This is a genomic window from Pseudomonas sp. BNK-45 (genome assembly GCF_047456255.1).
Lineage (GTDB): Bacteria > Pseudomonadota > Gammaproteobacteria > Pseudomonadales > Pseudomonadaceae > Aquipseudomonas.
In genome coordinates, this window is sequence record NZ_CP179909.1 from 2,635,074 (window position 1) to 2,660,420 (window position 25,347).

Genomic DNA, 25,347 nt, shown 5'->3' on the forward strand with positions numbered 1-25,347 from the left:
CAATCTTGAATAATCGCTCAACTGAGAATGACTTGCAGAAGCTAATGACTCCCGTAGCTGTTGAGCCTCCCCGTATCCTGACCATTGAAGATGACCCGGTGCTTGGTGCCTATGTGCATGAGCAGTTGGGTCGCTGCGGCTTCGCCGTGACCTGGTGCCGCAACGGCCAGGAAGGCTTGGGGATCGCCCGCAGCCAGCGCTTCGATGTGGTGCTGATGGACATCCTGCTGCCCGGCATGGATGGGCTCACCCTGCTGACCCACTTGCGCCAGAGTCATTCCACGCCGGTGCTGCTGATGTCGGCCCTGGGGGCGGAGGCCGATCGCATCAGCGGTTTTCGCCTCGGAGCCGACGACTACTTGCCCAAACCCTTCAGCCTGACCGAGTTGCGGGTACGCATCGAGGCGATCCTGCGCCGGGTGGCCCTGGATCGGCGGCCGATGTCGCCGGTACCGAGCTGCAACGTGCAGAGCCTGAGTTTCGACGACGAGCTGTGCGACGTGCAGTTTGCCGGGCAGTGGGCCGGGTTGACCCGCAGCGAATACCGCCTGCTGGAAACCCTGCATCGCAACGTCGATGAGGTGCTGAGCAAGGCTTTCCTTTATCAGCATGTCCTGCAGCGCGGCTACGCGGCCCATGACCGCAGCCTGGACATGCACGTCAGCCAGATTCGCCGCAAGCTCAAAACTCTGGGCTACAGCGAGCGGGAGTTGCGCACCGTGTGGGGCAAGGGCTACGTCTTGAGTGCCGCCGATGAGCTGGCCTGAACTGCCCGGCCGGCATTCGCTGTTCTGGAAACTGGCCTGCCTGCTGGTGGCGTTCTGTCTGCTGATGATCTGGCTGAGCTGGTCCTGGGGGCGCTATGTGGAGCAGAGGAACCTGTACCTGTCCGATGACGCCCGGGCGACCTTGGAGCATTACGCCGTTGAGGCCGAGCAAGCCTGGAACAGCGGCCAGAGTGCTGGTGTCGATGCCTGGCTTGTGCAGATGGCCGGCCGTGAGCAGACCTGGGTCGGCGTCATCGGCAGCGACCTGCAATCGCTGAGCAGTCAGCCGCTGACCCCGGCCGAGGCCCAGCGCCTGACCTTCCTGCGCGGTGCGCACTGGCCGGTGAGCCGGCATGTCCATGGTCTGCCGTGGCTGAAAATTCCATTCCCCGGGGATCCGTCCCTGGGCAGCCTGGTGATCGAGCTGCCCCAGCGCTTCATGCCCGGGCGCTATCGCGTGTTCTGGCAGGTGATCACCAACGGTGTGATCCCGGGCCTGTTCACGCTTTTGCTGTGTGTCGGTCTGTACCGTTTGCTGGTGGTGCCGCTCAAGCAACTGCGCGAGCAGGCCAATGCCTGGCGTGCCGGGCAACTGAATGTGCGTCTGTCCAGCGAGACCACTGAGCGCAAGGATGAGTTGGGAGAGCTGGGGCGGGCCTTCGATCAGATGTCCGAACGCTTGCAGAGCACCGTGGCCGTGCAGCAGCAATTGCTGCGCGATCTGTCCCACGAGTTGCGTACGCCCTTGAGTCGCCTGCGGGTGGCTTGCGACAGCGAGCAGAACCTGGGGGCGCTGCGCGAGCGCCTGGCCCGGGAGGTCGATGGCATGCAGCGCCTGGTGGAAGACAGCCTGCAACTGGCCTGGCTGGACACCGAGCGCGGACCATTGCCCGTGGAGCAGATCCAGGTCCAGGCGCTGTGGGAGATGCTCAGCGAGAACGCCTGCTTCGAAAGCGGCTGGTCGGCGGCGCAGCTGTGCTGTGAGCTGGACGCCGATTGCTGGGTGCGCGGCCACCTCAATACCCTGGCCCAGGCCCTGGAAAACATCCTGCGCAATGCCATCCGCCATTCCCCGGCCGGCGCCCGGATTACGCTGGCGGGACAACGGGAAGGCGAGTATTGGCACCTGTGGCTGGACGACCAGGGGCCGGGCGTGGCCGAAGAAGACCTGGAGCGGATCTTCGCGCCGTTCATCCGTCTGGATGGATCGCGGCCGGGGGATGGCGGCTTCGGCCTGGGCCTGAGCATCGCGCGCAATGCAGTGGTGCGTCAGGGCGGGCAGTTGTGGGCGCAGAACCGCGAGCATGGCTTGCGTCTGCATCTGTGCTTGCCGGGAGCCTGAACGCGGGCCCTGGCCGGCCTTAGATCAATAAGCCATAAGTCCCGCACTTTGCGTGATATGGCGCTTGGACGTTTGCCGGTATGATAGGCGCCCCCGCAGTCTGGATTGCGAATACGCCATGACCTTGCAGTACCCAACCATCGCCGATTGCGTCGGCAACACCCCGCTGGTTCGTTTGCAGCGCCTGCCTGGCGCCACCAGCAATACCTTGCTGCTCAAGCTTGAGGGCAATAACCCGGCGGGTTCGGTCAAGGACCGTCCGGCACTGTCGATGATCACTCGCGCCGAGCTGCGCGGGCAGATCCAGGCCGGCGATACCCTGATCGAAGCGACCTCGGGCAATACCGGCATCGCCCTGGCCATGGCTGCGGCGATCAAGGGCTACAAAATGATCCTGATCATGCCCGACAACTCCAGCGCCGAGCGCAAGGCGGCGATGACCGCCTATGGCGCCGAGTTGATTCTGGTCAGCCAGGAAGAGGGCATGGAAGGCGCCCGCGACCTGGCCGAACGCATGCAGGCCGAAGGCCGTGGCAAGGTGCTCGATCAGTTCGCCAACGGCGACAACCCCGAGGCCCACTACACCGGCACCGGTCCGGAAATCTGGCGCCAGACCCAGGGCAGCATCACCCACTTCATCAGCTCGATGGGCACCACCGGCACCATCATGGGCACTTCGCGCTATCTGAAAGAGCAGAACCCCGAGGTACAGATCATCGGTCTGCAACCCATGGAAGGTTCGGCCATTCCCGGCATTCGCCGCTGGCCCGAGCAATACCTGCCAAAGATCTATCAGGCCAGTCGGGTCGACCGGATCGTCGACATGGCCCAGAGCGAAGCCGAAGACGTGACCCGGCGCCTGGCCCGGGAAGAAGGCATCTTCTGCGGCGTGTCCTCCGGTGGCGCGGTGGCGGCGATGCTGCGCCTGTCCCGGGAAGTGGAAAATGCGGTCATGGTCGCGATCATCTGTGACCGTGGCGATCGTTACTTGTCGACCGGCATCTTCGATGCGCCCAACTGATGGCTAAGCAAGAGAGAGGCCTGCGCTTCCAGCCTGCGGGCGGCAGTCGGGCCCCACAGATTCCGGTGGGCAAGAAGCAGCGCCTGAACATCCAGCGTCTGGCCAACGACGGTCGTGGCATCGCCTTTGTCGATGGCCGCACCTGGTTTGTCAGCGGAGCCCTGGCCGGCGAAGAAGTCGAAGCACGGGTACTGGGCAGCCATGGCAAGGTGGTGGAGGCCCGGACCGAGCGTCTGTTCAGCGCCAGCGAGCTGCGCCGCCCGGCAGCCTGTGCCCACGCCGGGCGTTGTGGCGGCTGCAGCGTGCAGCACCTGCCCCATGCCGAACAGCTTGCCCTGAAACAGCGCATGCTCGCCGAGCAGTTGTCCAAGGTCGCGGGGGTCGAACCCGAGGTCTGGGCGGCGCCGTTGAGCGGTCCCGAGTTCGGCTATCGGCGTCGCGCCCGGGTGGCGGTGCGCTGGGACGCCAAGGGCAAGCAACTGGAGGTGGGTTTCCGTGCTGCTGGTAGCCAGGACATTGTCGCCATCGACGATTGCCCGGTGCTGGTACAGGCCTTGCAACCCATCATGAGCCGCTTGCCGGCCATGTTGCGGCGCCTGAGCAAACCGCAGGCGCTGGGACATGTCGAGTTGTTCAGCGGCTCGGCCCTGGCCCTGCTGTTGCGGCACATGGCGCCACTGTCCGAAAGCGACCTGGCGATCCTCAAGGATTTTTGCGATTTCCATCAGGCGCAGTTGTGGTTGCAGGGTGAAGGCGAGCCTCAGCCCCTGGATCCATCGCAGACCCTGGGCTACCGCCTGGAAACCTGGGATCTGCATCTGGCGTATCGGCCGGGGGACTTTGTCCAGGTCAATGCCGGGGTCAACGAGGCGATGGTGGCCCAGGCTCTGGAGTGGCTGGCGCCGCAACCGCAGGAGCGGGTGCTGGATCTGTTCTGCGGCCTGGGCAACTTTGCCTTGCCGCTGGCCCGGCAGGTGCGGGAAGTGGTGGCGGTGGAAGGCGTGGCGGCCATGGTGGCGCGCGCCGCTGACAACGCCGCCAGCAACAATTTGCATAACACACGCTTTTTTCAAGCCGATTTATCCCAGCCTCTGAGTGCTGCCGAGTGGGTTGATGAAGGCTTTTCTGCGGTACTCTTGGACCCACCCCGTGACGGTGCTTTCGAGGTGGTTCGCCACTTGGCGAGCCTGGGTGCCAAACGGTTGGTCTACGTGTCATGCAATCCGGCAACTTTGGCCCGTGACACGGTCGAATTGATCAAGCAGGGCTACAGGTTAAAACGTGCCGGGATCCTCGATATGTTTCCTCAGACGGCGCATGTCGAGGCCATGGCGTTATTCGAAGCGAGCTAGGATGGCTTGTCTAATCCGACTGATCTTTCAGGTGTGGTTCGCTGGCCCCGCGAGCTGCCCCTGAGCGTTGAAGGTCAGCGATTTGACGCATTGAATGTGCGTCGTAGGGAAGGTAAAGCAAGATGGTACAGGTGAGAGCGCACCAGCCGATCAACACCGACGGCAGTATCAATCTCGAGGCATGGCTCGATCATACGGTCAGCGTCGATATGGCATTGGACCGTGAGGCCTTGAAAGAAGCCTGCGAGTTCGCTCGCGAGGCAGAGTTGAAACACATTGCCGCCAAGGGTCTGAACGCCGAGGACGTGTCGAGTTTCAGCACGGGCCTGGAGATTGCGGAGATCCTTGCCGACCTCAAGCTGGATCAGGATTCCCTGGTCGCCGCCGTGCTGTACCGCGGTGTCCGCGAGGGCCAGATCCAGTTGCCGGCGGTCAGCCAGCGTTTTGGTCCGGTGGTGGCCAAGCTGATCGATGGCGTGCTGCGCATGGCCGCCATCTCGGCCAGTCTCAGCCCTCGTCAATCCCTGGTACTCGGCACTCAGGCTCAGGTGGAAAACCTGCGCAAGATGCTGGTGGCCATGGTCGATGACGTGCGCGTGGCGCTGATCAAACTGGCCGAGCGGACCTGCGCCATTCGGGCGGTGAAAAGCGCCGACGAAGAGAAGCGCAACCGGGTTGCCCGGGAAGTGTTCGATATCTATGCGCCTCTGGCTCACCGCCTGGGCATCGGCCATATCAAGTGGGAACTGGAGGACCTGTCCTTCCGTTATCTGGAGCCTGAGCAATACAAGCAGATCGCCAAGCTCCTGCACGAGCGGCGCCTGGATCGCGAGCGCTTCATCAGCGACGTGATGAACCAGCTGCAGAACGAACTGAAGGCCACCGGGGTCAACGCCGACATCAGTGGGCGGGCCAAGCACATCTATTCCATCTGGCGCAAAATGCAGCGCAAGGGCCTGGAGTTCAGCCAGATCTACGATGTGCGCGCCGTGCGGGTACTGGTGCCGGAAATGCGCGACTGCTACACCGCGCTGGGTATCGTGCACACCTTGTGGCGGCATATCCCCAAAGAGTTCGACGACTACATCGCCAACCCCAAGGAAAACGGCTACCGCTCGCTGCACACCGCAGTGATCGGCCCCGAGGGCAAGGTGCTGGAAGTGCAGATTCGCACCCACGCAATGCACGAGGAAGCGGAGCTGGGGGTGTGCGCCCACTGGAAATACAAGGGCACCGACGTCAAGTCCGGCTCCAACCATTACGAAGAGAAAATCTCCTGGCTGCGTCAGGTGCTGGAATGGCACGAGGAGCTGGGGGACATCGGCGGCCTGGCCGAACAGTTGCGGGTGGATATCGAGCCGGATCGGGTGTACATCTTCACCCCCGACGGCCATGCCATCGACCTGCCCAAGGGCGCCACGCCGCTGGACTTCGCTTATCGGGTGCACACCGAGATCGGCCACAACTGCCGGGGCGCGAAGATCAACGGGCGCATCGTACCGCTCAACTACAGCCTGCAGACCGGCGAGCAGGTGGAGATCATCACCAGCAAGCACGGTACGCCAAGCCGCGACTGGCTGAACCCGAACCTGGGCTACGTCACCACGTCCCGGGCGCGGGCGAAGATCGTCCACTGGTTCAAGCTGCAGGCTCGCGATCAGAACGTCGCCGCCGGCAAGACCCTGCTGGAACGCGAGCTGAGCCGTCTCGACCTGCCTCAGGTGGACTTCGACAAGCTGGCCGACAAGGCCAACATGAGGACCGCCGAGGACATGTTCGCCGCCCTGGGCGCGGGTGACTTGCGCCTGGCGCAACTGGTCAACCTGGCCCAGCAGCTGGTGGAGCCGGAGCGCGGCAACGAACAGCTGGAGCTGATCCCGCGCAAGGCCGCCGGCTACAAGCCTGGCAAGCGCGGCGATATCCAGATCCAGGGCGTGGGCAACCTGATGACCCAGATGGCGGGCTGCTGCCAGCCGCTGCCGGGGGATGCGATCGTCGGCTACATCACCCAGGGTCGTGGCGTGAGCATTCACCGCCAGGACTGTGCCTCGGTGCTGCAACTGGCCGGGCGCGAGCCGGAACGGATCATCCAGGTCAGCTGGGGGCCGGTGCCGGTGCTCACCTATCCGGTGGACATCATCATTCGCGCCTACGACCGTTCCGGCCTGCTGCGTGACGTGTCCCAGGTCCTGCTCAATGAGCGGATCAACGTACTGGCGGTCAATACGCGCTCGAACAAGGAGGACAACACTGCGTTGATGTCCCTGACCATCGAGATTCCGGGCCTGGACGCATTGGGACGTTTGCTGGGGCGCATATCCCAGTTGCCGAACATCATCGAGACCCGGCGCAATCGAACCCCCTGATGCCCGCATGAAATGGATGAACTGATGTACAGCCTTGAAGACCTGTTGCACCTGATGGCGCGCCTGCGGGACCCGCAATACGGTTGCCCGTGGGACATCAAGCAGACCTACGCCAGCATCGTTCCCCATACCCTGGAGGAGGCCTACGAGGTCGCCGACGCCATCGAGCGCGGCGACTTCGACCACTTGCAGGGTGAGCTGGGCGATCTGTTGTTCCAGGTGGTGTATTACAGCCAGTTGGCCCGGGAGGAGGGGCGCTTCGAATTCGATGCGGTGGTGGACAGCATCACCCGCAAGCTGATCCGTCGGCATCCTCATGTGTTCCCCACTGGCGATCTGTACGCGCCGCTGGATATCCCGCGGCTCGATGAGGAGCAGGTCAAGGAGCGCTGGGAACAGATCAAGGCCGAGGAGCGCGCAGAGAAGTCCGACGCTCCGCAGCAGCTGTCCCTGCTCGATGATGTGCCGGTGGCCCTGCCGGCCCTGTCCCGCGCGGCCAAGTTGCAAAAGCGCGCGGCGCAGGTCGGCTTCGACTGGCCGGAAGCCCTGCCGGTGGTGGACAAGGTGCGCGAAGAACTGGACGAGGTGCTGGAGGCCATGGCCGACAACGACCCGGCGGCCATCACCGATGAAATCGGTGACTTGCTGTTTGTCGTGGTCAATCTGGCCAGGCACCTCAAGGTCGACCCGGAAACCGCCCTGCGTAGCGCCAATGCCAAGTTCGATCGGCGCTTCCGATTTATCGAGCAGGCATTGCGCGACACCGGTCGTCCCGTGGAAGATTGCACCCTCGAAGACTTGGATGCCCTGTGGGGTGAAGCCAAACGTCAGGAAAAGAATTTGCCCAGCTGCGGCTGAGGCCGTTGCCTAAGTGAGTAAGCACCATGAGCCTTTCCCTTCGCGACCAGTTGCTCAAAGCAGGGCTGGTCAACCAAAAGCAGGCCAAGCAGGTCAGCAAAGACAAGCAGAAGCAGCAGCGACTGGCCCATAAAGGCCAGATCGAACTCGATGATTCCCAGCAGCGCGCAGCCCAGGAAGCCATGGCCGAGAAGGTCAAGCGTGACCAGGAGCTCAACCGTCAGCAGCAGGAGAAGGCCGAGCAGAAGGCTCGTGCAGCGCAGATCAAGCAACTGATCGAAGTCTCGCGTCTGCCCAAGCTGAACACCGAGGACTACTACAACTTCGTCGACGACAAGAAGGTCAAGCGCCTGTCGGTGAACACCCTGATGCGCAACAAGCTCAGCAGTGGTTCCCTGGCCATCGTCCACCACGGTGGTGGCTATGAGGTGATTCCGCGGGAGGCGGCGCTGAAGATCCAGGAGCGTGACCCGCGGCGTATCGTGCAACTGAACACGCCTACCGAGGCGCCGGACGAGGACGATCCGTACGCGGCCTATCAGATCCCTGATGATCTGATGTGGTAAGCACCCAGTAACCACCAACCCCGCTCATGGCGGGGTTGGTGGTTTTTGCGCGAGGGGATTTGCGTGGAATCCCGGCGCCTCTGTGTCGAGGTTGAATCAGGAGCTCTGGGATGCTCGGTTCTGCTCGAGTTTTTCCAGTTCGGCCTTGTAGCTGTGGGCATCGCTCTCGGAGTGGAACATGCCCACCAGCATGTCTTGTTGATGCACATCCCAGATCCGTACACCCGCGGCTACGCCTTCATGGGACATATGTGAATCGTCGCGTTCAGTTACTTTTACAGTCATCTGCTGGCTCCAATCTCTGTTGATCTGCAGCAAGGCGTGTGCAGGCCTCTGTTATATGTTTTGTTAGCTTGCTAAGTAAATTGCCTGGATCTGCAACAGACCTTTGCAGGATCGGCGACAATCCTGCAGCCCGCGAAAACCGTGACATTTCGCCGCAGTGGCCGATCTTTCATGACAAAAGTTTCATCTTGGCCCCATTGCGCCAGGGCCTCTGGGCGGGCTTGGCGAGTCAATTCCGGGCAAAAAAAAGCCCCGCTTTCGCGAGGCTTCCAGGGTGCTGCGGCTTAACTGCCTTTGACTGTCTTGCCGTTGACGGTGCCGTTGAGGAGCATGATGTTGTACTCCTTGCCGTCGGTTTCCACCTGTTGCAGGCGTACCAGCAGGTAATCCCAGTCCTTGGCGAACCACATCACGGTGATGCGTTTGCTTTGTGTCGGGTCGCGGACGCGCTCGACCTTGATGGCATCGATCTGGCCGGCCTTGGTGTCGACTTTTTCCGAACCCAGGACGCGGAAATCGTAGGTATCGACTTCACCGCCGTCGACCACTTGATAGCTCATGGTCTTCTTGCCGGCGGCCACGTCGTGCTGCAGGGCCAGCTGGTAGGTGGACTTGTCCACCATGCCGGTGTTCAGCGGCAGCTTGACCGCATCCCCACGGTCGGTGCCGGTGACCATCTTGGCGTTCCAGTCGAAATCCAGGTCGGCTTTCTTGGCCTTGCCCAGACCGCCACGCTCGAAGTGATAGGACTGGGGCACCAGGGTGTCCTTGTCCAGGGTCAGGGTGCTTTCCTCGCTCAGGCTGGCGATCATCATCGACGCCTTGAAGCTGAGTTTCCAGGCGCCATTGGCGGTTTTTTCCAGGCTGCGTTCAGCCGTGCCGCTCATGGGCAGTTGCTTCCAGTCGGCGGTGTAGCTGGCGGAGAACGGGTGAAGGTCTGCCGCCTGCACAACCGGCAGGGCAAACAGAGCACAAGCGAAGAGCAGGGCGCGACGCATAAAATCTCCTAGGTTCGAATCAAATAGCCGCTGGCGGCCAGTAATTGACCATCCAGTAAAGCACCCTGATCGCCGAGCATCAGCCGACCTTCGGCAAACCAGCGTACGGCCATGGGGTAAATCCGGTGTTCCTGGATGTGCACTCGCTGCGCCAGGCTTTGCGGCGAGTCGTGCAACTCTACCGGGATCACAGCCTGTACGACCAGTGGCCCGCCATCGAGTTCCTCGGTAACGAAGTGCACACTGCAGCCGTGCTCAGTATCCCCGGCCTCCAGCGCCCGCTGGTGAGTGTGTAACCCTTTGTATTTGGGCAGCAGCGAGGGATGGATATTCAGCAGTCGGCCCTGGTAGTGACGAACGAATCCGGCGCTGAGGATGCGCATGAATCCGGCCAGGACCACCAGTTTCGGTTGGAAGGTGTCGATCAGCTCGATCAGCGCCTGATCGAAGGCCTCGCGGCCTTCGAAAGCGGTGTGATCGAGGAAGCGGGTCGGGATGCCCGCTTCCTGAGCGCGCTGCAGCCCATAGGCGTCGGCACGGTTGGAGATCACGGCGGCAATGCGGAACGGACTGTCGTCGGTCCGCGCGTTGTCGATCAGGGCTTGCAGGTTACTGCCGGTGCCGGACAGCAGCACCACAACATCACAGGTCGGCGACATCCGCTCTTGCATCAGTGAGCCTTGAGGTTCTTCAGCTCGACCTGGGCCGCGCCTTCGGCTGCGGTGGCGATCTGGCCGATGACCCATGGCTGTTCGCCGGCTGCACGCAGGACGTTCAGGGCATTTTCAACCTGATCCTGAGCCACGCAGATGACCATGCCGACGCCGCAGTTCAGAACGCGGTGCATTTCGTGTTCGTCGACGTTGCCTTGCTCTTGCAGCCAGTCGAAGACCGCCGGGCGTTTCCAGCTCGCCACGTCGACCACCGCCTGGGCGCCTTTTGGCAGCACGCGGGGGATGTTGTCCAGCAGGCCGCCGCCGGTGATGTGAGCCATGGCCTTGACCGCGCCGGTGTCCTTGATCAGCTTGAGCAGTGGCTTGACGTAGATGCGGGTCGGGGCCATCAGCAGATCGGTCAGTGGCTTGCCGTCCAGCTGGATGCTTTCGATGTCGGCGCCGGAGACTTCGATGATCTTGCGGATCAGCGAGTAGCCGTTGGAGTGCGGGCCGGAAGACGGCAAGGCCAGCAGGGCGTCACCGGTGGCCACTTTCGAGCCGTCGATGATTTCGGCCTTTTCCACCACGCCGACGCAGAAGCCGGCCAGGTCGTAGTCTTCACCTTCGTACATGCCGGGCATTTCAGCGGTTTCGCCGCCTACCAGGGAGCAGCCGGACAGTTCGCAACCGGCGCCGATACCAGTGACCACCTGGGCGGCGGTATCCACGTTGAGCTTGCCGGTGGCGTAGTAGTCGAGGAAGAACAGCGGTTCGGCGCCGCAGACCACCAGGTCGTTGACGCACATGGCTACCAGGTCGATGCCGATGCTGTCGTGCTTGTTCAGGTTCAGGGCCAGGCGCAGCTTGGTGCCGACGCCGTCGGTGCCGGAGACCAGTACGGGCTGCTTGTAGCCGGCCGGGATTTCGCAGAGGGCGCCGAAACCGCCCAGGCCGCCCATGACTTCCGGGCGCGCAGTGCGCTTGGCGACGCTCTTGATGCGTTCGACCAATGCTTCACCGGCGTCGATGTCTACACCGGCGTCTTTGTAGCTCAGGGAGGGTTGCTTGCTCATGATCCAGGCCTTTAGGGGGGATTCAGGGGTATCGACCGAACCAGAGAGCCTGCCCGAGCACTGGGAAAGTGTTTCAGGGTGCCCAGCTGGTGCCGGTCTGCGAAGGCGCGCGATTTTATCAGGCTTGAGGGGCAGCGGCCATCCTCGGGCCGACGGGTAGAGGCATATCCGCTTAAAAAAACCGCGATTGGCCGTGTTGGTGGTCCTGCCCATGCCTGTATAAGGTATAGCGCTCAAGTGGCTATCGTTATGACAGCGTGAAAACAGTCGGGCGACGGGTGAATGTTTTACCGGGGTTTGTGGTCACAGCCTTGCTCGCAATGGTTCATGCGCGCTGTTTCAATCGTGTTTTTTGTCGTCGGGAATCTTCCATGCGTCTGGGTCAATTTCTGTTTGTGGGCTGTTTGTCATTGGTCAGCCTGGCGAGTCATGCCGAAACCCTCAATGGCCTGTATCAAGTGCGCGAGCCGGTGAGCAGTCAGTCGCCCGAGGAGCGCGACCAGGCCACCCAGCGGGCCCTGGAGACCCTGGTACTGCGCCTGACCGGCGATGCCAAGGCAGCTCAGGGGCCGGGGCTGGCGGCCATCCGCAAGGACCCGCAGCAGATCATCAGCCAATACGGCTACGACGCCGGCCCGCCGGAAAGCCTGCAAGTGGACTTTGATCCGGTCAGCACCGATCGTGCCCTGCGTCAGGCGGGCCTGCCGTTGTGGGGCAGCAACCGGCCATCGATCCTGGGCTGGTGGTTGAGCGACTCCACCGAAGGTTCGAGTCTGGTCGGCGACGGTCAGGCCAGTGCCGCGCCTTTGCGGCGTGCAGCGCAGCATCGCGGCTTGCCGCTGCGCCTGCCTCTGGGCGATCTGGATGAGCAGATCGTTGCCACGGCGCCCAACCTTGAAGGTGCCGACCCGGCTCCGCTGCGCCAGGCATCGGAGCGTTACGGTGCCGATGCGCTGTTGGCGGTGCATGCCCGTGAAGAAGGGGGGCAGTGGCAGGCCAAGTGGCGTTTGTGGCTGGGCGATCAGAAAGAGCAGGGCACTGTTCAGGGCGCGGATACGGCGGCGCTGGCCGATGGCGTGCTGCTGGCGGTGAGTCAGCGCCTGGCGCCGCGCTTCGTCACGCGGCCTGGAGTCTCCAGCGAACAATTGCTGGAAGTGCAGGGCATGACCCTGGAGCACTACGCGGCGCTGGGGCATCTGTTGGAGCCGTTTGGCGCGCAGATTCAGAGCATCGACGGTGATCGCGTCATCTATCGGGTCAACGGCAGCGCGGAGCAACTGCGGGCGCAGTTGTCCCTGGCCAAGCTGCAGGAAATTCCCGCCGGCGAGGCGCAAGCCCCTGTGCAGGGTGCTGAAGGGGCGGCGCCGGCGGTGGCTGCGCCACAGGCCGCACAATTGCGTTTTCGCTGGTAGCAGATTGGTTTCCTTCTATATAGAAGCTGGAGTGGTTTATGGCTGATACGCGGCGTTGGGTCTGGTTGGGGGGCGTGCTCCTGGTCTGTGGGTTCATCTATCTGTTGCACCCCATCCTCAGTCCGTTCCTGGTGGCGCTATTGCTGGCCTATCTGTTCGACCCGCTGGTGGATCGTCTGGAGGCGTGGGGGCTCTCGCGTACCTGGGGCGTAGTAGCGGTGTTTGCCCTGTTCACGCTGATCATCATGGCGCTGTTGCTGGTGCTGGTGCCGATGCTGGCCAAGCAGTTGCTGCGCCTCTACGAGCTGGCGCCGCAGATGCTTGATTGGGTGCAGCACACCGCCATGCCCTGGGTTCAGGCCCGGTTGGGCCTGGCGGATGGCTTCTGGAAGTTCGACAAGGTCAAGGCTGCGATCAGCGAGCATATGGGCCAGACCACCGACATTGTTGGCGTGGTGCTGAGTCAGGCGACGGCGTCGGGGCTGGCGCTGATCGGTTGGCTGGCCAACCTGGTGCTGATTCCGGTGGTCAGCTTCTATCTGCTGCGGGACTGGGACCTGATGATGGCCAAGATCCGCAGTCTGCTGCCGCGCAATCGCGAAGAGCGGGTGGTGTCCCTGGCGGGAGAGTGCCATGAGGTGCTAGGGGCGTTTGTCCGTGGGCAATTGCTGGTGATGCTGGCCCTGGGAATGATCTACGCGGCGGGCCTGATGCTGGTGGGGCTCGAGTTGGGGCTGTTGATCGGCCTGATTGCCGGCTTGGCGGCGATCGTGCCGTACATGGGCTTTGTCATAGGCATTGGTGCTGCGCTGACTGCCGGCCTGTTCCAGTTCGGCGGCGACCTGTACCCCATGATCGGCATCGTTGCCGTGTTCATGGTGGGGCAGGCACTGGAGGGGATGGTGCTGACGCCGCTGTTGGTGGGCGACCGTATCGGACTGCATCCGGTGGCGGTGATCTTTGCCATTCTCGCCGGCGGCGAGCTGTTCGGTTTTACCGGGGTACTGCTGGCCTTGCCAGTGGCGGCGGTGATCATGGTGCTGGTGCGGCACGTGCACGATCTGTACAAGGATTCAGACCTCTATAGCGGTGCCGAAGACCCAGATCTGTAGGTCGGTGCGCAACGAGTGGCGGCAATGAGCGCTCGCGGGCGTGCGCTGGCAGGCGCTCATTGGCTGTTGCCCGGGCTGTCAAAGTTGGCCCCTGTATGCTGTTTTGCTGACGCAAACCTTTGATTTTGCTTGTGGTCTGCTGCATTGTGCGCTCGGCGTCACGGGTATAAACTTTGCAAACTTTACACAGAGGCCACTAACGGTTCCTTTGGAACTGTTCAGTCAGCATGAAACCGATTCAGCTGCCCCTAGGTGTGCGTCTGCGTGACGACGCCACCTTCATCAACTACTACCCAGGCGCCAATGCCGCTGCACTCGGCTACGTCGAGCGCCTTTGCGAAGCCGACGCCGGCTGGACCGAAAGCCTGATCTATCTCTGGGGCAAGGACGGCGTGGGCCGTACGCACTTGCTGCAGGCGGCCTGTTTGCGTTTTGAGCAGTTGGGGGAGCCTGCGGTTTATCTGCCGCTGGCGGAGCTGCTGGATCGTGGTATCGAGATTCTCGACAACCTGGAGCAGTACGAGCTGGTGTGTCTGGATGACCTGCAGGCGGTAGCGGGCAAGGCTGATTGGGAGGAGGCGCTGTTCCATCTGTTCAATCGCTTGCGTGACAGTGGCCGGCGCTTGCTGATTGCCGCTTCGACCTCGCCCCGTGAGTTGCCGGTGAAGCTGGCGGATTTGAAATCCCGCCTGACCCTGGCGCTGATTTTTCAGATGCGCCCGCTCTCCGATGAAGACAAATTGCGTGCCTTGCAACTGCGCGCGTCTCGTCGTGGGCTGCACCTGACCGACGAAGTCGGGCATTTTATTCTGACCCGTGGAACCCGCAGCATGAGTGCTCTGTTCGAGCTGCTCGAACGTCTTGATCAGGCCTCGTTGCAAGCTCAGCGCAAGCTGACCATTCCCTTTCTGAAAGAGACCCTGGGCTGGTAAAATCAAGGCCTGCAGCCGTTTTCTTGCAGGCCTTCGGCATATTTCAGGCGTCAGAAAACGCGCCTTTGGAAGGGTTTCCAAAGAGCGTCGGACTTAAAATGGGCTTAAAGCCTTAGATGTACGGAAGAAACTCATAAGTCACATTCTGATCGATTGAATTTGCAAATGAGGGCGATAGAAGGCATAGTCGCGTCTTCATTTATTTCAAGCCACGGTCGTGCCCATGCTAAATCGCTTCGCACCCCTCGTGCCTCTCGCACTCGTTACCCTGTTGTTTGGTTGCGCTTCCCACACTCCGGTGTCCCAGCAGCAAACTGCCCAGCAGGCTCAGGTCTCCGTCAAAAATCGGTCTTCCGCTGTTTACCAGGAAGAGCTGGCAACTGAAAAGGAACTGGCAGAGTTCTCTGACAGCAAGCCTTACCAGTTGCCAGTTCTGGCTGACAGCATCCTCGAGCGTGGCATGTCCCTGATCGGTACCCGCTACCGTTTCGGTGGTACCTCGGAAGCCGGCTTCGATTGCAGCGGTTTCATCGGCTATCTGTTTCGCGAAGAGGCGGGCATGAATCTGCCTCGCTCCACTCGTGAAATGATCAACGTCAAGGCCCCTCTGGTGGCGCGCAACAACCTCAAGCCGGGTGATTTGCTGTTCTTCAGCACCAACGGTCGCGGGCGCGTCAGTCATGCCGGTATCTACTTGGGCGATGATCAGTTCATCCACTCCAGCAGCCGCCGCAGTGGCGGTGTGCGGGTCGATAGCCTGGGTGACAGCTACTGGAGCAAGACCTTCATCGAAGCCAAGCGGGCTCTCGCCATGGCGCCAACCGTGGTCACTGCACGCAAATAAACGGATAGTTTGTAGGGCGAACTTAAAGTCTTACTTGAAGTTTGGCGCGTAGACGCTAGAATCCTGATCTATTGTTGAAACTAACCGCGTAAGCCCTGCTTACGCGGTTTTGTTTTCAGTACCACGGCAGAGAAAGCCGCATCCCGATCAGGATTGTTCAGCTTATGTCGACCTCGGCCCGATTTGCCCTTATTGCCCTCGCCGCGCTGCTCAGCGCTTGCGCCAGTCGTACCCCGCCACCTGTGCCTGTGGTACGTGCACCGGTTTTCAATTCCTCCCAGGCTTTTTCTCCCGTTGCTGAAGATGTGCTGTTCCGCGCCTTGGGTCTGGTCGGCACGCCTTATCGTTGGGGCGGCAATACTCCGGATTCCGGGTTCGATTGCAGCGGCCTGATTGGCTATGTCTACCGCGATGCCGCGGGTATCTCCCTGCCACGTTCGACCCGGGAAATGATCGGCATGCAGGCGCCGGACGTGGGCAAGAACGCCTTGCAAACCGGTGACCTGATCTTCTTCGCCACCAATGGCGGCTCCCAGGTCAGCCATGCCGGGATCTATGTTGGTGAGGGGCGTTTTGTCCATGCTCCGGCCACCGGCGGTACGGTGAAGCTCGACAGCCTGTCCAAGGCCTACTGGCAGAAAGCCTACCTTAGCGCCAAGCGCGTGCTGCAGCCGGAACACCTGGCGCACAATCCATAATCCACTCTGGTCGAGGTGCTTGTGACTGCGCGTACGCTCAACCTCGACGATGCCCTGTATCAATACCTGCTGGATGTTTCCCTGCGCGAAACGCCGCTGCTGCGACGTCTGCGGGATGAAACCCAGGCCCTGCCCAATGCCCGTTGGCAGGTGGCGCCGGAGCAGGGGCAGTTTCTTGCGCTACTGATCAAGTTGACCGCTGCTCGCCAAGTGCTGGAAGTGGGAACCTTTACCGGCTACAGCGCCTTATGCATGGCGCAGGCCCTTCCCGCAGACGGTTCGTTGATCTGTTGCGACCTGCCCGGTGACTACAACGCTACGGCCCGCCGTTACTGGCAGGAGGCTGGTGTTGAGCAGCGCATTGACCTGCGCCTGGCTCCGGCGCTGCAAACCCTGGCCGACCTGGAGCAGGCTGGCCGGCTCGAATCTTTCGATTTGATCTTCATCGACGCCGATAAAGCCAACTACCCGGCCTATCTGGAGTCCGCGTTGCGTCTGTTGCGAGTCGGTGGCCTGGCGGTGTTCGACAACACCTTGTGGAGCGGGCGTGTGCTGGAGGTGGAGCCCGCCAGCGAAGATACCCGAGCCATCCAGGCGCTCAATCGGGCCTTGAAGGACGACTCGCGCATCGATCTGTCGCTGCTGCCCCTGGGGGACGGCTTGACCCTGTGCCGCAAGCGCTGAATCAGGGGGCTTTGGCGGCCGATACCCGCCAGATCGTATTGCCGACGTCATCGGCCACCAGCAAGTCGCCTTGCTGATCGATCACAACCCCAACCGGGCGTCCGTAAGTCTTCTCATCGGCGCTGAGAAAGCCGCTGAGCACGTCCACGGGCGGCCCCTGGGGCTTGCCGGCGCTGAAGGGGACGAAGATGACTTTGTAGCCGCTATGGGGCTTGCGGTTCCACGAGCCATGCTGACCGATGAAGGCGCCTTCGGTGAATGGAGCGGGGAGCTTGCTGCCTTGGGCGAAGGTCAGCCCCAGAGAGGCTGTGTGCGGGCCGACGGCGTAGTCCGGGGCGATGGCCTTGCTCACCAGGTCGAGGTTCTGCGGTTTGACCCGGACATCCACATGCTGCCCGTAGTAGCTGAAGGGCCAGCCGTAGAAGGCGCCGTCCTTGACCGAGGTGATGTAGTCCGGCACCAGGTCGCTGCCGATCTCGTCGCGCTCGTTCACCGCGGTCCATAGCGCCCCGCTGACCGGCTCCCAGGCCAGGCCGTTGGGATTGCGCAAGCCGGTGGCGAACAGGCGGTGCTGTCCGCTGTTCCGATCCACCTCCCAGATCGCGGCGCGGCCTTGCTCCTGGTCCAGGCCATTTTCCCCGACGTTGCTGTTGGAGCCGACGGTGACGTAGAGCTTGCTCCCGTCCGGGCTGGCGATGACGTTCTTGGTCCAGTGGTGATTGAGCGTGCCGCCGGGCAGATCGACGACCTTGGTGCCGGCCGCGGTGATCCGGGTGTCGCCGGCCTGGTATGGAAAGCGCAGCAATTTGTCGGTGTCCGCCACATACAGGTCATTGCCGACCAGGGTCATGCCGAACGGCGAGTTCAGGTTGTCCAGGAGCACGCTGCGGGTTTCGGCCACGCCGTCGTGATCCTGATCCCTTAGCAGGGTAATGCGGTTGGCGCTGGGCACCGCAGCGCCGGCGCGGCCCATGATTTTCCCGGCGATCCAGCCGCGAATGCCCCGGCTGTCATCGGGTTTGGGCGGTGCATTGGTTTCCGCCACCAGTACGTCGCCGTTGGGCAGGACATAGAGCCAGCGTGGGTGATCGAGGCCTTCGGCGAAGGCATTGACCTGGGTGCCGGCTGCCGCCAATGGCTTGCTGCCCTTGGGCCAGCCAATCGCCGGGGCGATGTTCACCGTGGGGATCAGCGTCGGGTTGGGCTCCGGCAGCTTGGGGGTCGGGCCGGTGCCGTCGGAAACTTGCAGGCTGGAGGTTTCGCCACAGGCCGTAAGGCCGGCGGCGATCGCGATAAGCAAAGCGTGTCGAGACTTGAGCATGCTGATTTCCCTATGAATGCACGGACGTCCTAGTCATAGAGGAGCATAGCCGGCGTATGGTTCCGCCTGATCAGCGGGCTTCCTTGAACAGTACGGCGACCCCGGGATGGTAGAGGCCGGCCTCGTTGTGCAACTTGCGATAGGCGTAGGGAAAGTACCAGGCCACCGCGCAGCAGTGTTCCTTTTGCAGCTCGTCGAGCATGTCCTGGAGTTCTTCCGGGGTGGCGCTGTGCTGAGCCTTCTGCGGGCTGACAAACAGGCAGCCAAGCCGCAGGTCGCTGGGGTAGCTGATCTTTCTCGCGTCACCGGCAATGTCGAGCAAGGCCTGGGTCAGGTGCAGACCGTTGACCTGGGGCCAGCGCTGGGTGGCCTGAATGTAGGCGCGTTCTTCCCGGGTGGCCAGGTACAGATCGGTGCGTGCGTTGCGGGCGCCTTCTTCCTGCTGCTTTTTGCTGGGGCTGTGTTCGAGGCTGACCATCTCCGCCATCCAGGCGGCGGCGGAAAGCAATCCCAGGTTGGCCTGCTCGTCGAACCAGTAAGGGGTTTCGCTATCGCCACGAACAGCGTTGTAGCGGTCAATGCAATCAAACCAGCGTTCCAGCATCGGGCGCAGGAATTCCAGCTTTGGATTGCTGATGATCATGCCTTGCATCGGGGTCCGTCCTTATTGTTGTCTGGCGGTGGGTGGGTTGAATTATGGCTATTTGATATCAACTCGCTGAGTGTGGCACAAGATTGGCGTCAGTTTGTTGATGCGGTGCAGTTTTGTGTGCCAAGCGACGCCTGGCTTTAATTGACGCTCCACCCCCAACCCTCTAACCTTCGCGACTTGTTTCAGGTGCTCTGTGGCCGCTGGTCGACAGAGTGAAACAGGGAAGCCGGTCAGGGCCTGTTCCAGCGATGGACATGGCGACGATTCCGGCGCTGCCCCCGCAACGGTAGATGAATCAAGGCTGCGCCAGATGCCACTGTGTCCACGACATGGGAAGGCGCGCAGTCAGGCAGCAATGCCCCTCATGAGCCCGGAGACCGGCCTGATCCATCCAACGGCATCACGGTGGGCGATGCCAGGCTTGCGCCGTCTATTTCTTTTCCTGCCCGCCGTTCCCCAGCCCCAACGGAGAGCTGCCCCATGAGTGAATCCCCCGATCGTGACGAGCGCCATGTGGCGCGCATGTTGCGCAAGAAAGCCGTGATCGATGAGCGCATCGCCAACTCGCCCAACGAATGTGGCCTGTTGCTGGTGCTGACCGGCAATGGCAAGGGCAAGAGCAGTTCGGCTTTCGGCATGTTGGCGCGGTCCATGGGCCACGGCATGCAGTGCGGCGTGGTGCAGTTCATCAAGGGGCGTAACAGCACCGGCGAAGAACTGTTCTTCCGGCGTTTTGCGCCGCAGGTGCGCTTTCATGTGATGGGCGAGGGCTTTACCTGGGAAACCCAGGATCGCCAGCGCGATATCGCCGCGGCCGAAGCGGCCTGGGCGGTATCCAGGGAGCTGCTGAGCGACCCGGAGATTGGTCTTGTTGTACTCGACGAGCTGAACATCGCCCTCAAGCACGGTTACCTGGATCTGGACCAGGTGCTCAGCGACCTGCAGGCCCGTCCGCCCATGCAGCATGTGGTGGTGACCGGTCGCGGGGCCAAGCCGGAGCTGATCGAACTGGCGGATACCGTCACCGAAATGGGCATGGTCAAGCATGCCTTCCAGGCCGGCATCAAGGCGCAGAAAGGTGTTGAGCTGTGAGTGTGACTTCATGACCGATGTTCGTCATTGCCCGGCGGTATTGATTGCCGCACCGGCTTCCGGCCAGGGCAAGACCACCGTGACCGCCGCCCTGGCTCGCCTGCACCGCAATCAGGGGCGCAAGGTACGGGTGTTCAAATGCGGTCCGGACTTTCTCGACCCGATGATTCTCGAACGCGCCAGCGGCGCTCCGGTGTACCAGCTGGACATGTGGATGGTGGGCGAGCAGGAAAGCCGGCGCTTGCTCTGGGAAGCCGCGGCTGACGCCGACCTGATCCTGATCGAAGGGGTCATGGGGCTGTTCGACGGCACGCCTTCCAGTGCCGATCTGGCACGGCATTTCGGGGTGCCTGTGCTCGCAGTGATCGATGGCACCGCCATGGCCCAGACCTTCGGGGCGCTGGCCCTGGGCTTGGCCCGTTACCAGCCGGACCTGCCGTTCGCCGGGGTGCTGGCCAACCGGGTCGGCACCTTGCGCCACGCGCAGTTGCTCGAAGGCAGCCTCACCGAAGGCTTGCGCTGGTACGGCGCCCTGTCCCGGGAAACCGATATCGAACTGCCCAGCCGGCACCTGGGGCTGGTGCAGGCCCGTGAACTGAACGATCTCGACCTGCGCCTGGATGCCGCCGCCGAGGCGTTGGCCAGCAGCTGCCAGGTGGAGCTGCCGCCTGCGGTGAGTTTTGCCGCGCCAGCGCCCGTGGCCTGCGCGCCCTTGCTGGAGGGGGTGCGCATCGCCGTGGCCCGCGACGAGGCGTTTGCCTTCACCTACGGTGCCAGCCTCGATCTGTTGCGGGCCATGGGGGCGCAGTTGCATTTCTTCTCCCCTATCCATGACACGCAGTTGCCGGAGGCGGACAGCCTGTACCTGCCCGGTGGCTACCCAGAGTTGCACCACCAGGCCCTGGCGCAGAACCGCGCCATGCTCGACGCGATTCGTGCCCACCATGGTGCGGGCAAGCCATTGCTCGCCGAGTGTGGCGGCATGCTGTACCTGCTCGACTCCCTGACCGACGTCGAAGGCCGGTGCGCCGAGCTGCTGGGGCTGCTGCCCGGCGCGGCGGTGATGCAGAAGCGTCTGGCCGCTCTGGCCTTGCAGGCCGTGGAGTTGCCGGAGGGCGGCTTGCGTGGCCATACCTACCATCACTCCCTGACCACGACCGCCCTTGAGCCGATTGCCCGTGGCATCAGTCCCAACGGTGGGCGGGGGGCAGAGGCGGTGTATCGCGACGGGCGGATGACCGCTTCTTATGTGCATTTCTACTTTCCGTCCAATCCGGCAGCGGTAGCGGCGTTGTTCGCTCCGTCTCCTGCAGGGAGTGTGAGCGGTGAGTGAGCAGGGATTTTCTGCGGCGGAGCGTGAGGCCGTGTATCGCGCCATCGCCGAACGCCGGGACATGCGGCATTTCGCCGGCGGCAGTGTCGAGCCCGAGTTGCTGCGCCGTTTGCTGGAGGCGGCGCATCAGGCGCCCAGCGTGGGGCTGATGCAGCCCTGGCGTTTTATCCGCATCAGCGATCGCCCGTTGCGCGGGCGTATCCAGCAGTTGGTGGAGGAGGAGCGGGTGCGCACCGCCGAGGCGCTGGGCGAGCGTTCCGATGAGTTCATGCAGCTTAAGGTCGAAGGCATCCATGACTGTGCCGAGGTGCTGGTGGCGGCCCTGATGGATGGCCGCGAGCGGCATGTCTTCGGCCGGCGAACCCTGCCGGAAATGGACCTGGCCTCGCTGTCCTGTGCCATTCAGAACCTCTGGCTGGCGGCGCGCAGCGAAGGCCTGGGCATGGGCTGGGTGTCGCTGTTCGAGCCCCAGGCCCTGGCCGACCTGCTGGGGTTGCCCGCCGGTGCCAAGCCCCTGGCCGTGTTGTGCCTGGGACCGGTTACCGAGTTCTATCCGGCGCCGATGCTGGCGCTGCAGGGCTGGGCGCAGACCCGGCCATTGAGTGAGTTGCTGTATGAGAATTACTGGGGAGTGAGTCAATGAGCGTGGCGTTGCTGAGTGTCGCCGCCGTGGCGCTGGACGCGCTGCTGGGCGAACCCAAGCGCTGGCATCCGCTGGTGGCCTTCGGTCGTATGGCGGATCGTATCGAGCAACGTTTCAACGCCGCGGGTCGGGGCTGGCGCAGTCATGGCGTCAGCGCCTGGGTGCTGGCGGTACTGCCCCTGACCCTGTTGGCCACCGTGCTGTCCTGGCTGCCCTATATCGGTTGGCTGGTGGAGATCCTGGCGCTGTATTGCGCCCTGGGCCTGCGCAGCCTCGGCGAGCACGTCGAGCCGGTGGCTCAGGCCTTGCGCAGCGATGATCTGCAGGAAGCACGGCACCGGGTGGGGTTCCTGGTGAGCCGCCAGACCAGCGAACTGGACGCCACCGCCGTGGCCCGTGCGGCTACTGAATCGGTGCTGGAGAACGGCAGCGACGCCGTGTTCGCCGCGTTGTTCTGGTTTGCCGTGGCCGGCGCACCGGGGGTGGTGCTCTATCGCCTGAGCAACACCCTGGATGCGATGTGGGGCTACCGTAACGAGCGTTTCGAGCGTTTCGGCTGGGCGGCGGCGAAGATCGACGACCTGCTCAACTACATTCCTGCGCGTCTGGTGGCCCTGACCTACGCCTTGCTCGGCAAGACCCGGCTGGCGCTGAAGTGCTGGCGCCGCCAGGGCCCGACCTGGGACAGCCCGAATGCCGGCCCGGTCATGGCGGCCGGAGCGGGAGCCCTAGGAGTGGAGCTGGGCGGGGCGGCGATCTATCACGGCGAGTTGCATCAGCGTCCGCCTCTGGGCGAAGGCGAGCCGGCCAGTGCCGACTCCATTGATCGTGGCTGGCAGTTGGTGCAGCGAGGTGTCTGGCTGTGGTTGTTGATTCTGTGTCTGGGGGCTGAATTCTATGCTTGAGCACGGCGGAAGGTTGCGCAAGGCGGCCCAGGAATACGGGATTGCCGAAGAGGCCTGGCTGGATCTGTCCAGCGGATTGGCGCCCTGGCCGTTTCCCATTCCGGCCATTCCCTTGCGGGCCTGGGCGCGCCTGCCGGAAACCGATGACGGTCTGGAACAGGCGGCCTGTGCCTACTACGGTGCCGACGAAGTACTGCCGGTGGCCGGTTCCCAGGCCGCGATCCAATTGCTGCCGCGACTGCGGCGGGCGGGCAAGGTCGGGGTGTTGTCGCCCTGTTATGCCGAGCACGCCGAAGCCTGGCGCCGCAGTGGCTACCGGGTGCGAGAGGTGCTGGAGCAGGAAGTGGATTTCTTTCTCGACAGCCTCGATGTGCTGGTGGTGGTCAACCCCAACAACCCCACCGGCCTGAGCCTGACTCCGGAGCGCCTGCTGGACTGGCATGCCCGCCTGGCCCAGCGCGGCGGCTGGCTGGTGGTGGATGAAGCCTTCATGGACAACACCCCGGACCTGAGCCTGGCCCGGCATGCCCATCAGGTGGGGCTGATTGTCCTGCGCTCGTTTGGCAAGTTCTTCGGCCTGGCCGGCGTGCGCCTGGGGTTTGTCCTGGCCGAGCGTCGGCTGCTCAAGCTGCTGGCGGAGCAGGTGGGGCCCTGGGCGGTCAGTGGGCCGACCCGGGTGCTGGGGCAGGCGTGCCTGCAGGATGTCGACGGGCATGTGCGGCAGCGCCGGCGCAGCGAGGTAGCCAGCCAGCGCCTGAGTCAGGTCCTGGAAGGGTTCGGCTTCAAGCCCCAGGGCGGCTGTGCCCTGTTCCAATGGCTGATCACCGCCGAGGCCGAGCAGCTTTATCAATTCATGGCACGGCGCGGCATTCTGCTGCGGCTGTTCGCCCACAACAGCAGCCTGCGCTTCGGCCTGCCCGCCGACGATGCCGACTGGGCACGCCTGGAGCAGGCGCTGCAGGCCTATCGCAAGGATTACCCATGACCACCCTGATGGTGCAGGGCACCACCTCGGATGCCGGCAAGAGCACCCTGGTTACCGCGCTGTGTCGCTGGCTGTTGCGCCAGGGCGTCAGCGTGGTGCCGTTCAAGCCGCAGAACATGGCGCTCAACAGTGCGGTGACCGCCGACGGTGGCGAAATCGGTCGGGCCCAGGCGGTCCAGGCCCAGGCGGCCAACCTGGTGCCCCACACCGACATGAACCCGGTGTTGCTCAAGCCCAACAGCGACACCGGCTCCCAGGTGATCATTCACGGTCGCGCCGTGACCACCATGAATGCCGTGGCCTATCACGACTACAAGGCCATCGCCATGCAGGCGGTGCTGGCTTCCCATGAGCGCCTGCGGGGGGCTTATGAGGTGGTGATGGTGGAGGGTGCCGGCTCGCCGGCGGAGATCAATCTGCGTGCTGGCGACATCGCCAACATGGGCTTTGCCGAGGCGGTGGACTGCCCGGTGCTGCTGATCGCCGATATCAACCGCGGCGGGGTGTTCGCGCATCTGGTGGGCACCCTGGAACTGCTGTCGCCCAGTGAGCAGGCGCGGGTCAAGGGCTTCATCATCAACCGCTTCCGAGGCGACCTGGCCCTGCTGCAACCGGGACTGGACTGGCTGGAGGCCCGCACCGGCAAACCGGTGCTCGGGGTGCTGCCCTATGTGATGGACCTGCACCTGGAAGCCGAGGACGGCATCGATCAGCGTCAGGCCGGCAAGGTCGAGCAAGTGCTCAAGGTGGTGGTGCCGGTGTTGCCGCGGATCAGCAACCACACGGATTTCGATCCGCTGCGCTTGCATCCCCAGGTCGACTTGCAATTCATCGGGCCCGGGCAGGCGATTCCTGCCGCCGACCTGATCATCCTCCCCGGTTCGAAAAGCGTGCGCGGCGACCTGGCTTACTTGCGCAGCAACGGCTGGGAGCAGGCTCTTGCCCGGCACCTGCGCTACGGCGGCAAGGTGCTGGGTATTTGCGGCGGCCTGCAGATGCTCGGCGAGCAGTTGCATGACCCGCTGGGGCTCGAGGGCGCAGCCGGTTCCAGCCCGGGCCTGGGCCTGCTGGCCTTTGCAACCGTGCTTGAAGAGGAGAAGCAGCTGCGCAACGTCAGTGGCCGCCTGACCCTGGAGAATGCGGCGGTCAGTGGCTATGAGATTCACGCCGGGGTCACTCGTGGCCCGGCCCTGGAGCAGGCCGCCGTGCAGTTGGACGATGGGCGTAGCGACGGTGCTTTGAGCGCCGACGGGCAGATTCTCGGCACTTACCTGCACGGCTTGTTCGAAACCCCGGCGGCCTGCAGCGCGCTGCTGCGCTGGGCCGGCCTGGAGGCGGTGCAGGAGGTGGACTACCACGCCTTGCGCGAGCGCGATATCGAGCGGCTGGCGGATCTGGTGGAGCAGCATCTGGACACCCGCGCGCTGCTCACGCTCTGTGGTCGCTAGAA

Annotated in this window: 25 protein-coding genes and 1 riboswitch; of the genes, 19 read left to right on the plus strand and 6 right to left on the minus strand. The window is 63.1% G+C overall.

From position 1 onward, the window contains the following. The first annotated feature begins 44 nt into the window (after positions 1 to 44). The 7 genes from ACMGG8_RS12390 (at position 45) to ACMGG8_RS12420 (ending at position 8,272) form a co-directional block, all read left to right on the plus strand. On the plus strand, positions 45 to 767 hold the full coding sequence (locus ACMGG8_RS12390) for a response regulator transcription factor (RefSeq protein WP_060840553.1): 723 nt from the start codon (positions 45 to 47) through the stop codon (positions 765 to 767). Next, positions 754 to 2,109 (plus strand): sensor histidine kinase, encoded by a 1,356-nt coding sequence (locus ACMGG8_RS12395; protein ID WP_108546118.1) that lies wholly within the window; start codon positions 754 to 756, stop codon positions 2,107 to 2,109. Before ACMGG8_RS12390 ends, ACMGG8_RS12395 begins: the two co-directional genes overlap by 14 nt. 118 nt (positions 2,110 to 2,227) lie before the next feature. Further along, the gene (gene cysM, locus ACMGG8_RS12400) at positions 2,228 to 3,130 is read left to right on the plus strand and encodes a cysteine synthase CysM (RefSeq protein WP_060840551.1); all 903 of its coding nucleotides are present in this window, start codon (positions 2,228 to 2,230) and stop codon (positions 3,128 to 3,130) included. Continuing rightward, positions 3,130 to 4,482 carry a 23S rRNA (uracil(1939)-C(5))-methyltransferase RlmD gene (gene rlmD, locus ACMGG8_RS12405; protein ID WP_108546117.1) on the plus strand — a complete coding sequence of 451 codons (1,353 nt, stop codon included), beginning with the start codon at positions 3,130 to 3,132 and terminating at the stop codon, positions 4,480 to 4,482. Before cysM ends, rlmD begins: the two co-directional genes overlap by 1 nt. 122 nt (positions 4,483 to 4,604) lie before the next feature. Next, a complete protein-coding gene (gene relA, locus ACMGG8_RS12410; RefSeq protein WP_060840549.1) occupies positions 4,605 to 6,848 on the plus strand; it encodes a GTP diphosphokinase in 2,244 nt (747 codons plus the stop codon). A gap of 24 nt (positions 6,849 to 6,872) precedes the next feature. Next, complete coding sequence (mazG, locus tag ACMGG8_RS12415; RefSeq protein ID WP_060841998.1) at positions 6,873 to 7,706, plus strand: nucleoside triphosphate pyrophosphohydrolase; 834 nt, start codon at positions 6,873 to 6,875, stop codon at positions 7,704 to 7,706. Between the two features lie 26 nt (positions 7,707 to 7,732). Beyond that, the gene (locus ACMGG8_RS12420) at positions 7,733 to 8,272 is read left to right on the plus strand and encodes a DUF2058 domain-containing protein (RefSeq protein WP_060840548.1); all 540 of its coding nucleotides are present in this window, start codon (positions 7,733 to 7,735) and stop codon (positions 8,270 to 8,272) included. 96 nt (positions 8,273 to 8,368) lie between these two features. Here ACMGG8_RS12420 and ACMGG8_RS12425 read toward each other — a convergent pair whose 3' ends face one another. The 4 genes from ACMGG8_RS12425 to purM form a co-directional block, all read right to left on the minus strand. Then, on the minus strand, positions 8,369 to 8,557 hold the full coding sequence (locus ACMGG8_RS12425; RefSeq protein ID WP_060840547.1) for a hypothetical protein: 189 nt from the start codon (positions 8,555 to 8,557) through the stop codon (positions 8,369 to 8,371). A gap of 284 nt (positions 8,558 to 8,841) precedes the next feature. Next, complete coding sequence (locus ACMGG8_RS12430) at positions 8,842 to 9,555, minus strand: DUF3108 domain-containing protein (protein ID WP_047305628.1); 714 nt, start codon at positions 9,553 to 9,555, stop codon at positions 8,842 to 8,844. 8 nt (positions 9,556 to 9,563) lie between these two features. Next, positions 9,564 to 10,214, minus strand: coding sequence for a phosphoribosylglycinamide formyltransferase (gene purN, locus ACMGG8_RS12435; protein ID WP_414159934.1), 651 nt, complete (start codon positions 10,212 to 10,214; stop codon positions 9,564 to 9,566). An 11-nt stretch (positions 10,215 to 10,225) separates the two neighbouring features. After that, positions 10,226 to 11,284 (minus strand): phosphoribosylformylglycinamidine cyclo-ligase, encoded by a 1,059-nt coding sequence (purM, locus tag ACMGG8_RS12440; RefSeq protein ID WP_060840546.1) that lies wholly within the window; start codon positions 11,282 to 11,284, stop codon positions 10,226 to 10,228. A 371-nt stretch (positions 11,285 to 11,655) separates the two neighbouring features. On the opposite strand from purM, the gene ACMGG8_RS12445 reads away from it, so the two are divergent. The 6 genes from ACMGG8_RS12445 to ACMGG8_RS12470 all read left to right on the plus strand — a co-directional run bounded on the left by ACMGG8_RS12445 (position 11,656) and on the right by ACMGG8_RS12470 (position 16,966). Beyond that, entirely contained in the window at positions 11,656 to 12,696 is a 1,041-nt protein-coding gene (locus ACMGG8_RS12445) for a DUF2066 domain-containing protein (RefSeq protein ID WP_060840545.1), read from the plus strand. Positions 12,697 to 12,734: 38 nt separating this feature from the next. Then, the gene (locus ACMGG8_RS12450; protein WP_060840544.1) at positions 12,735 to 13,808 is read left to right on the plus strand and encodes an AI-2E family transporter; all 1,074 of its coding nucleotides are present in this window, start codon (positions 12,735 to 12,737) and stop codon (positions 13,806 to 13,808) included. A gap of 227 nt (positions 13,809 to 14,035) precedes the next feature. Beyond that, the gene (gene hda, locus ACMGG8_RS12455; protein ID WP_007898944.1) at positions 14,036 to 14,740 is read left to right on the plus strand and encodes a DnaA regulatory inactivator Hda; all 705 of its coding nucleotides are present in this window, start codon (positions 14,036 to 14,038) and stop codon (positions 14,738 to 14,740) included. A gap of 223 nt (positions 14,741 to 14,963) precedes the next feature. Then, the gene (locus tag ACMGG8_RS12460; RefSeq protein WP_414159636.1) at positions 14,964 to 15,584 is read left to right on the plus strand and encodes a C40 family peptidase; all 621 of its coding nucleotides are present in this window, start codon (positions 14,964 to 14,966) and stop codon (positions 15,582 to 15,584) included. Positions 15,585 to 15,748: 164 nt separating this feature from the next. Continuing rightward, on the plus strand, positions 15,749 to 16,282 hold the full coding sequence (locus ACMGG8_RS12465; RefSeq protein WP_060840543.1) for a C40 family peptidase: 534 nt from the start codon (positions 15,749 to 15,751) through the stop codon (positions 16,280 to 16,282). Between the two features lie 21 nt (positions 16,283 to 16,303). After that, positions 16,304 to 16,966 carry a class I SAM-dependent methyltransferase gene (locus ACMGG8_RS12470; protein ID WP_414159637.1) on the plus strand — a complete coding sequence of 221 codons (663 nt, stop codon included), beginning with the start codon at positions 16,304 to 16,306 and terminating at the stop codon, positions 16,964 to 16,966. A gap of 1 nt (position 16,967) precedes the next feature. On the opposite strand, the gene ACMGG8_RS12475 is transcribed toward ACMGG8_RS12470, so the two are convergent. Both ACMGG8_RS12475 and ACMGG8_RS12480 read right to left on the minus strand, forming a co-directional pair. Further along, on the minus strand, positions 16,968 to 18,287 hold the full coding sequence (locus ACMGG8_RS12475; RefSeq protein ID WP_414159638.1) for a PQQ-dependent sugar dehydrogenase: 1,320 nt from the start codon (positions 18,285 to 18,287) through the stop codon (positions 16,968 to 16,970). Between the two features lie 70 nt (positions 18,288 to 18,357). Further along, complete coding sequence (locus ACMGG8_RS12480; protein ID WP_108546116.1) at positions 18,358 to 18,939, minus strand: hypothetical protein; 582 nt, start codon at positions 18,937 to 18,939, stop codon at positions 18,358 to 18,360. A gap of 167 nt (positions 18,940 to 19,106) precedes the next feature. Continuing rightward, a riboswitch (cobalamin riboswitch) is annotated at positions 19,107 to 19,340 on the plus strand. Between the two features lie 79 nt (positions 19,341 to 19,419). On the opposite strand from ACMGG8_RS12480, the gene cobO reads away from it, so the two are divergent. From cobO to ACMGG8_RS12510, 6 genes are read left to right on the plus strand one after another with little or no spacing between them, the layout of a single operon-like run. Then, positions 19,420 to 20,031, plus strand: coding sequence for a cob(I)yrinic acid a,c-diamide adenosyltransferase (cobO, locus tag ACMGG8_RS12485; RefSeq protein ID WP_108546115.1), 612 nt, complete (start codon positions 19,420 to 19,422; stop codon positions 20,029 to 20,031). A 10-nt stretch (positions 20,032 to 20,041) separates the two neighbouring features. Continuing rightward, positions 20,042 to 21,364, plus strand: a complete 1,323-nt coding sequence (locus ACMGG8_RS12490) for a cobyrinate a,c-diamide synthase (protein WP_060840538.1) — start codon at positions 20,042 to 20,044, stop codon at positions 21,362 to 21,364. Beyond that, positions 21,357 to 22,007 (plus strand): 5,6-dimethylbenzimidazole synthase, encoded by a 651-nt coding sequence (gene bluB, locus ACMGG8_RS12495; protein WP_414159639.1) that lies wholly within the window; start codon positions 21,357 to 21,359, stop codon positions 22,005 to 22,007. Before ACMGG8_RS12490 ends, bluB begins: the two co-directional genes overlap by 8 nt. Beyond that, a complete protein-coding gene (cbiB, locus tag ACMGG8_RS12500) occupies positions 22,004 to 22,912 on the plus strand; it encodes an adenosylcobinamide-phosphate synthase CbiB (protein WP_414159640.1) in 909 nt (302 codons plus the stop codon). The genes bluB and cbiB overlap by 4 nt, the downstream gene beginning before the upstream one ends. Beyond that, complete coding sequence (cobD, locus tag ACMGG8_RS12505) at positions 22,905 to 23,897, plus strand: threonine-phosphate decarboxylase CobD (protein WP_414159641.1); 993 nt, start codon at positions 22,905 to 22,907, stop codon at positions 23,895 to 23,897. Before cbiB ends, cobD begins: the two co-directional genes overlap by 8 nt. Then, complete coding sequence (locus ACMGG8_RS12510) at positions 23,894 to 25,345, plus strand: cobyric acid synthase (protein ID WP_060844353.1); 1,452 nt, start codon at positions 23,894 to 23,896, stop codon at positions 25,343 to 25,345. Before cobD ends, ACMGG8_RS12510 begins: the two co-directional genes overlap by 4 nt. Positions 25,346 to 25,347: the final 2 nt, after the last annotated feature.

Excerpts from the sequence above, each read along its gene's own strand:
- ACMGG8_RS12510 (WP_060844353.1), top strand. The coding sequence starts at position 23,894 with ATGACCACCCTGATGGTGCAGGGCACCACCTCGGATGCCGGCAAGAGC.
- ACMGG8_RS12460 (WP_414159636.1), top strand. The coding sequence starts at position 14,964 with ATGCTAAATCGCTTCGCACCCCTCGTGCCTCTCGCACTCGTTACCCTG.
- ACMGG8_RS12475 (WP_414159638.1), bottom strand. The coding sequence starts at position 18,287 with ATGCTCAAGTCTCGACACGCTTTGCTTATCGCGATCGCCGCCGGCCTT.
- cbiB (WP_414159640.1), top strand. The coding sequence starts at position 22,004 with ATGAGCGTGGCGTTGCTGAGTGTCGCCGCCGTGGCGCTGGACGCGCTG.
- cobD (WP_414159641.1), top strand. The coding sequence starts at position 22,905 with ATGCTTGAGCACGGCGGAAGGTTGCGCAAGGCGGCCCAGGAATACGGG.
- mazG (WP_060841998.1), top strand. The coding sequence starts at position 6,873 with ATGTACAGCCTTGAAGACCTGTTGCACCTGATGGCGCGCCTGCGGGAC.
- ACMGG8_RS12490 (WP_060840538.1), top strand. The coding sequence starts at position 20,042 with ATGACCGATGTTCGTCATTGCCCGGCGGTATTGATTGCCGCACCGGCT.
- ACMGG8_RS12395 (WP_108546118.1), top strand. The coding sequence starts at position 754 with ATGAGCTGGCCTGAACTGCCCGGCCGGCATTCGCTGTTCTGGAAACTG.
- purN (WP_414159934.1), bottom strand. The coding sequence starts at position 10,214 with ATGTCGCCGACCTGTGATGTTGTGGTGCTGCTGTCCGGCACCGGCAGT.
- relA (WP_060840549.1), top strand. The coding sequence starts at position 4,605 with ATGGTACAGGTGAGAGCGCACCAGCCGATCAACACCGACGGCAGTATC.
- ACMGG8_RS12430 (WP_047305628.1), bottom strand. The coding sequence starts at position 9,555 with ATGCGTCGCGCCCTGCTCTTCGCTTGTGCTCTGTTTGCCCTGCCGGTT.
- ACMGG8_RS12420 (WP_060840548.1), top strand. The coding sequence starts at position 7,733 with ATGAGCCTTTCCCTTCGCGACCAGTTGCTCAAAGCAGGGCTGGTCAAC.
- ACMGG8_RS12390 (WP_060840553.1), top strand. The coding sequence starts at position 45 with ATGACTCCCGTAGCTGTTGAGCCTCCCCGTATCCTGACCATTGAAGAT.
- cobO (WP_108546115.1), top strand. The coding sequence starts at position 19,420 with ATGAGTGAATCCCCCGATCGTGACGAGCGCCATGTGGCGCGCATGTTG.
- rlmD (WP_108546117.1), top strand. The coding sequence starts at position 3,130 with ATGGCTAAGCAAGAGAGAGGCCTGCGCTTCCAGCCTGCGGGCGGCAGT.
- ACMGG8_RS12445 (WP_060840545.1), top strand. The coding sequence starts at position 11,656 with ATGCGTCTGGGTCAATTTCTGTTTGTGGGCTGTTTGTCATTGGTCAGC.
- ACMGG8_RS12450 (WP_060840544.1), top strand. The coding sequence starts at position 12,735 with ATGGCTGATACGCGGCGTTGGGTCTGGTTGGGGGGCGTGCTCCTGGTC.
- ACMGG8_RS12425 (WP_060840547.1), bottom strand. The coding sequence starts at position 8,557 with ATGACTGTAAAAGTAACTGAACGCGACGATTCACATATGTCCCATGAA.
- ACMGG8_RS12480 (WP_108546116.1), bottom strand. The coding sequence starts at position 18,939 with ATGCAAGGCATGATCATCAGCAATCCAAAGCTGGAATTCCTGCGCCCG.
- ACMGG8_RS12465 (WP_060840543.1), top strand. The coding sequence starts at position 15,749 with ATGTCGACCTCGGCCCGATTTGCCCTTATTGCCCTCGCCGCGCTGCTC.
- hda (WP_007898944.1), top strand. The coding sequence starts at position 14,036 with ATGAAACCGATTCAGCTGCCCCTAGGTGTGCGTCTGCGTGACGACGCC.
- cysM (WP_060840551.1), top strand. The coding sequence starts at position 2,228 with ATGACCTTGCAGTACCCAACCATCGCCGATTGCGTCGGCAACACCCCG.
- purM (WP_060840546.1), bottom strand. The coding sequence starts at position 11,284 with ATGAGCAAGCAACCCTCCCTGAGCTACAAAGACGCCGGTGTAGACATC.